The 1,181-nt window shown below is 67.5% G+C and carries 2 protein-coding genes; both read left to right on the forward strand.

Annotation, left to right across the window (positions count from 1 at the left end):
- The first annotated feature begins 99 nt into the window (after positions 1 to 99).
- Positions 100 to 564 carry a winged helix-turn-helix domain-containing protein gene (locus tag AB0B85_RS33590; protein WP_357413807.1) on the forward strand — a complete coding sequence of 155 codons (465 nt, stop codon included), beginning with the start codon at positions 100 to 102 and terminating at the stop codon, positions 562 to 564.
- Positions 543 to 1,148 carry a transposase gene (locus AB0B85_RS33595; RefSeq protein WP_357413809.1) on the forward strand — a complete coding sequence of 202 codons (606 nt, stop codon included), beginning with the start codon at positions 543 to 545 and terminating at the stop codon, positions 1,146 to 1,148. Before AB0B85_RS33590 ends, AB0B85_RS33595 begins: the two co-directional genes overlap by 22 nt.
- Positions 1,149 to 1,181: the final 33 nt, after the last annotated feature.

Below are 1,181 nucleotides of genomic sequence, written 5' to 3' on the forward strand. Positions count from 1 at the left end.
CTACAGAGGTTGAAAGGCTGACGGTCGTCGGCGTGTCTGCGTGATCTGCGTCGATGGTTTCGGTAGGCCGGAGGCATGAGGTATCCGGCTGGTGGTGGCATGAACGCGGCAGCCCGGGTCCGGCGTGAGAAGGTCCGGATGCAGGCCGCGGCCATGTTCGAGGAGTCCAAACCGTCCACGCAGATCGCTTCTGAGCTGAGAGTTTCCCCAAAGTCGGTCCGGGAGTGGCGACGTCGCTGGGCTGCCGGCGGTACTGCGGCTCTGGCATCGTCGGGGCCGGGTGGTTCGGACTGCAAGCTCTCCGAAGAGCAACTCGGCGAGCTTGCCGACCTGCTCGACCGAGGACCGGTTGAGCAGGGCTGGCAGGACGCCCGGTGGACTCTGGCGCGGGTCGTCGAGGTGATCGAACGCCGTTTCGGCGTCTCCTACACGCTGCGCGGGGTGTCCTACCTGCTGCATCGCATCGGCTATAGCCAGCAGGTCCCGATTCGACGGGCGATCGAACGCGACCCCGAAGCGATCGCGACCTGGCACCGCAGGCGGTGGCCGTCGGTAAGAGGTTAGCCGCGGCCCGCGGCGCCTGGATCTGCTTCCAGGACGAGGCCGGCCAGGTGCTGCGCCCGCCGGTGGCCAAGACCTGGGCACGCCGCGGCCGCACACCCGTCGTGGAGATCTCCGGTAAGGGCTCCGGCCGGGTGTCGATCGCCGGCCTGGTCTGCCTCAAGCCCGGCGAACGCGGCCGGCTGATGTGGCGCACCCGGCTGCACCGCGGCCGCAAAGGCGAACGCGGTAGCTTCAGCGAGGACGACTACATCGCCTTCCTCGACCAGGCTCACCAGCGGTTACGTACACCGATCGTGCTGATCTGGGACAACCTCAACACCCACGTCAGCCGCCGCATGCACGCCCTGATCGCGGCCCGGCCGTGGCTGACCGTGATCCGGCTGCCGTCGTACGCACCCGATCTCAACCCGACCGAAGGAGTCTGGCGATGGATGAAACGCGGCCTGACCAACATCGCCGCCCACGGCGTCGACCACCTCGCCGACCTGGTCAAACACCGCCTACGCGCCTGCCAGCAACAGACCGATCTCCTCGCCGGCTTCTTCGCCAACACCGGCATGACCCTCGACCCCGAACCCCCGTGATAGCCCGAACCTCAGCCTTTCAACCTCTGTAGC

This window comes from Micromonospora sp. NPDC049044 (assembly GCF_040649215.1).
Taxonomy (GTDB): domain Bacteria; phylum Actinomycetota; class Actinomycetes; order Mycobacteriales; family Micromonosporaceae; genus Micromonospora.